This window comes from Polaromonas sp. P1_G2, assembly GCF_056405515.1.
The window spans coordinates 1-4,176 of record NZ_JBFUBY010000328.1 but is presented as its reverse complement, the minus strand read 5'-3'; the positions used below and the strand labels follow the sequence as shown (position 1 = coordinate 4,176).

Here is a 4,176-nt window from a genome sequence, read left to right as displayed (position 1 = left end):
CGCCTGTATCGACGAATGGAAAAACGCCAAGGGCGGTCCCGCCCTGGGCGGCACCTGCACCAACGTGGGCTGCATTCCCTCCAAGGCGCTGCTGCAGTCGTCCGAGCATTACGAGCAGGCCGGCCATCACTTCGCCGACCACGGCATCGAGATCAAGGGCTTGAGCCTGGACGTCGCGAAGATGCTGGGCCGCAAGGACACCGTCGTCAAGCAGAACAACGACGGCATCGTCTACCTGTTCAAGAAAAACAAGGTGACTTTCTTCCACGGCCGCGGTTCTTTTGCCACCGCCAAGGACGGCCTGTATGACGTCAAGGTCGCCGGCGCCGCCGAGGAAACCATTTCCGGCAAGCACATCATCGTGGCCACGGGCTCCAATGCCCGCGCATTGCCTGGCGCGCCGTTCGACGAGGAAAACATCCTGTCCAACGACGGTGCGCTACGCATAGGCGCGGTGCCCAAGAAGCTGGGCCTGATCGGCTCCGGCGTGATCGGCCTTGAAATGGGCTCGGTGTGGCGCCGCCTGGGTGCCGAGGTGACGGTGCTCGAAGGCCTGCCGACCTTCCTGGGCGCGGTGGACCAGCAGATCGCCAAGGAAGCCCACAAGGCTTTCACCAAGCAAGGCCTCAAGATCGAACTCGGCGTCAAGGTCGGCGAGATCAAGTCCGCCAAGAAGGGCGTGTCGGTCGCCTATGTCGATGCCAAGGGACAGGCGCAGGCGCTGGAGGTCGACAAGCTGATCGTTTCCATCGGCCGCGTGGCCAACACCATCGGCCTGGCGCCGGAAGCCGTGGGCCTCAAGCTCGACGAGCGCGGCGCGGTGGTGGTCGATGACCAATGCAAGACCAACCTGCCCAACGTTTGGGCCATCGGCGACGTGGTGCGCGGCCCCATGCTGGCGCACAAGGCCGAGGAAGAGGGCGTGGCGGTTGCCGAGCGCATCGCCGGCCAGCACGGCCACGTCAACTTCAACACGATTCCCTGGGTCATCTACACCAACCCTGAGATCGCATGGGTGGGCCAGACGGAAGAGCAGCTCAAGGCCGCCGGCCGCGCCTACAAGGCCGGCACCTTCCCCTTCATGGSCAACGGCCGTGCGCGGGCGCTGGGCGATACCACCGGCATGGTCAAGATGCTGGCCGACGCCGCCACCGATGAAATCCTGGGCGTGCACATCGTCGGGCCTTTCGCCAGCGAGTTGATCGCCGAATGCGTGGTCGCCATGGAGTTCCGCGCCAGCAGCGAGGACATCGCGCGCATCTGCCACGCGCATCCGTCGCTGAGCGAGGCGACCAAGGAAGCCGCGCTGGCGGTGGACAAGCGCACGCTGAACTTCTGATCTGGCCGGGCACGGGTCCGTGACTCAACCGGTACGCGCGGCGTACGACGCTGAACTGGCGGCGCGGGGTTATCAAAGCGACCCCGCGCAGTTGCGCGCCGTCGAGGCGCTGGAGCGCTGTGCCTCGGAATGGGCCAACTTCAAGGAGCAGCGATCCAATGCTTTCAAGAAGCTGATCAACCGGCCCGACATTCCGCGCGGCGTGTACATGTACGGCGGCGTCGGGCGCGGCAAAAGCTTTTTGATGGATTGTTTTTTCGGCGCCGTTCCGCTGCGTCGGAAAGTCCGGCTGCATTTTCACGAGTTCATGCGCGAGGTGCACCGTGAACTGCAGGACCTGCAGGGCACGGCGAACCCGCTGGACGAACTCGGCCGGCGCATGGCCAAGCGCTATCGCCTGATCTGCTTTGACGAGTTCCACGTGGCCGACATCACCGACGCCRTGATTCTTCATCGCCTGCTGTCGGCCTTGTTCGAGAACGGCGTCGGCTTTGTCACTACCTCCAACTTTCACCCGGACGAGCTGTACCCGAACGGCATGCATCGCGACCGCGTGCTGCCGGCCATCGAACTGCTCAAGGCCAACCTGGAAGTCATCAGCGTCGACAACGGCACCGACTACCGCAGGCGCACCCTGGAGCAGGCCAGGCTCTACCACACGCCGCTGGGCYCCCAGGCCGATGCCGAAATGACGGAAACTTTCAACGCGCTGGCGGAGTCCCAGGATGAAAACCCGGTGCTGCAGATCGAGGCCCGGCAGATCCAGGCCAGGCGCAAGGCGGGCGGGGTGGTGTGGTTCGACTTCAAGACGCTGTGCGGCGGCCCGCGCTCGCAAAACGACTACCTGGAGATCGCGACCCAGTTCCATACCGTGCTCTTGAGCGACGTGCCTTACATGCCGTTACGGATGGCTTCCGAGGCGAGGCGCTTTACTTGGCTGGTGGATGTGTTGTACGACCGGCGGGTCAAGCTCATCATGTCGGCAGAAGTGCCTCCGGAGGCGTTGTACACCGAGGGGCCGCTGGTGCACGAGTTTCCTCGCACCGTCTCCCGGCTCAACGAAATGCAGTCGAAGGAATTCCTGGCGCTTGAACGCCGAAACGTGGATACGACCCTCACATGAAAAAATTCGCCGTCGCATGCTTTATCGCCACCCTGGGCGTGCTTGCGGGCGCGCAACCCGCGGTGCAGGAGCCGGCCGCGCCCGCCGAAGCGCCGCGCAGCATTGACGCCGATCGCGCCAGGATCAACGCGGATCGCGCGCGGCTCGAAGCGGGTTTCCTGGCCGAAGATGCGGAGTGCTATAAAAAATTCGCCGTCAACAGCTGCCTGGGGAAGATCAACGAGCGGCGGCGCGAGGCGATGGGCGACCTGCGACGGCAGGAGATCCTGCTCAACGATGAAGAGCGCCGCATCAGGGGCGCCGAGCAGGTTCGCAAGACCGAAGAGAAATCGTCGCCCGAGAAGCAGCAGGAAGCCGCGGACCAGCGAGCCAAAGCCGCGGCGGATTACCAGTCGCGCCTGGAGCGGGAAAAGAAGAAGAACGAAGACCGCGCTGCCGCCAAAGCCGGTGAGCAAGGCAACAGCGACGCCAGCGCCGCCCGGTTAAAGGGAAGCCAGGAAAAATCCCAGGGCAGGGCTGACAAGCAGGCTACGGCGGCCGCCGAAGCCAAGAAATTGAGTGAGCGCCAAAAGGAAGCGCAGGAGCGCAAAGCCCAGCACGAAAGCGACCGCCTGAAGCAGACCAAGCCGCCGGCCAAGTCCCTGCCTTTACCCAACTAGGCGGGCAGGGGGCTCAGGGGCCAGTGGCTCGAGCTTGACGATCACCAGCGAGAGGTTGTCGCCGCCGCCCCGCGCGCGGGAGCGCGCTTTCTGGATCAGGAATTCGGTGGCTTCACGAGGYGACAGCATGGACAGGGCTGAGCCCATTTCGCTGGCGCTGAAGTAGTGCCACACGCCGTCGCTGCAGGCCAGCAGCACGTCTTCGGGGCGCAACTGGGGGATGAAGTGGTGCGTGATGGGCGGCGCTTCTTCGGTGCCCAGGCAGCCCATCAGGATGTTGGACTGGGGATGGACATTGGCTTCGTCCTCGGTAATCTCGCCCTTGTCGACCAGCGTCTGCACGTAGGAATGGTCGACCGTCCGATGCACCAGCTTGCTGCCCTGGTAATGGTAGATGCGGGAATCGCCGGTATGCACCCAGTGGCAGTCGCCGCCCGGGTTGATCAGGAAAGCCGCCAGCGTGCTGTGCGGTTCCTGTTCGGCCGAGATCGCGGTGAGCTTGATCACGATGTGCGCTTCCTCGACGATCTGCTTGAGCATCGCGGGGGCGTCATCGGTCGCGGGGTCATAGCGGTCAAACAGCTGCTTGGTGGTCAGCATGACCTGGTCGGAGGCCTTGCGCCCGCCGCTGCGTCCTCCCATGCCGTCGGCCACGATGCCCAGCATGCAGCCGGGAATCCGCGAGTGGCTGAACAGGTTGACCTGGTCTTGCTGGTAGTCCCGATCTCCTTTGTGGATACCGGTGGAGGCGGTGATTCGATAACCTTTGGACATTGTGTGGTCGTTCGGGCGCGAGGCTCGATTTATGGTCGCAATCGACGTATTATCAAGCGAAGCAGCGCGTACGGATAAAAAACCTTGGACTTAAATTTACATTCCCCGGAACGGCAGCTGATCGAACTGAAAATGGAGCACGCGGACCTCAATGCCCTGGTAGACATTGCGGCGCACTCCTTGCCCATCGACGAACTGCTGCTCAGGCGCCTCAAAAAGCGGCGCCTGCAGCTGCGTGACCAGATCGCTCAACTCGAGCTGTCGCTGGATCCCCCCGAGCC

5 protein-coding genes are annotated in these 4,176 nt (G+C 63.6%); 4 read left to right on the top strand and 1 reads right to left on the bottom strand.

Annotation, left to right across the window (positions count from 1 at the left end):
- The 3 genes from lpdA to AC1D0P_RS22755 all read left to right on the top strand — a co-directional run.
- Nucleotides 1–1,339, top strand: a 1,339-nt coding sequence (gene lpdA, locus AC1D0P_RS22765; RefSeq protein ID WP_477678826.1) for a dihydrolipoyl dehydrogenase, incomplete at its 5' end; no start/stop codon positions are given.
- 19 nt (nt 1,340–1,358) lie between these two features.
- Nucleotides 1,359–2,462, top strand: coding sequence for a cell division protein ZapE (gene zapE / locus AC1D0P_RS22760; RefSeq protein WP_477678825.1), 1,104 nt, complete (start codon nt 1,359–1,361; stop codon nt 2,460–2,462).
- Entirely contained in the window at nt 2,459–3,121 is a 663-nt protein-coding gene (locus AC1D0P_RS22755; RefSeq protein ID WP_477678824.1) for a hypothetical protein, read from the top strand. Before zapE ends, AC1D0P_RS22755 begins: the two co-directional genes overlap by 4 nt.
- On the opposite strand, the gene AC1D0P_RS22750 is transcribed toward AC1D0P_RS22755, so the two are convergent.
- Nucleotides 3,110–3,895 (bottom strand): PP2C family protein-serine/threonine phosphatase, encoded by a 786-nt coding sequence (locus AC1D0P_RS22750; RefSeq protein ID WP_477678823.1) that lies wholly within the window; start codon nt 3,893–3,895, stop codon nt 3,110–3,112. The two genes, AC1D0P_RS22755 and AC1D0P_RS22750, sit on opposite strands and share 12 nt — an antisense overlap.
- Nucleotides 3,896–3,979: 84 nt before the next feature.
- Here AC1D0P_RS22750 and AC1D0P_RS22745 point away from each other — a divergent pair.
- On the top strand, nt 3,980–4,176 hold a 197-nt coding region (locus tag AC1D0P_RS22745), incomplete at its 3' end, for a DUF465 domain-containing protein (protein ID WP_477678822.1).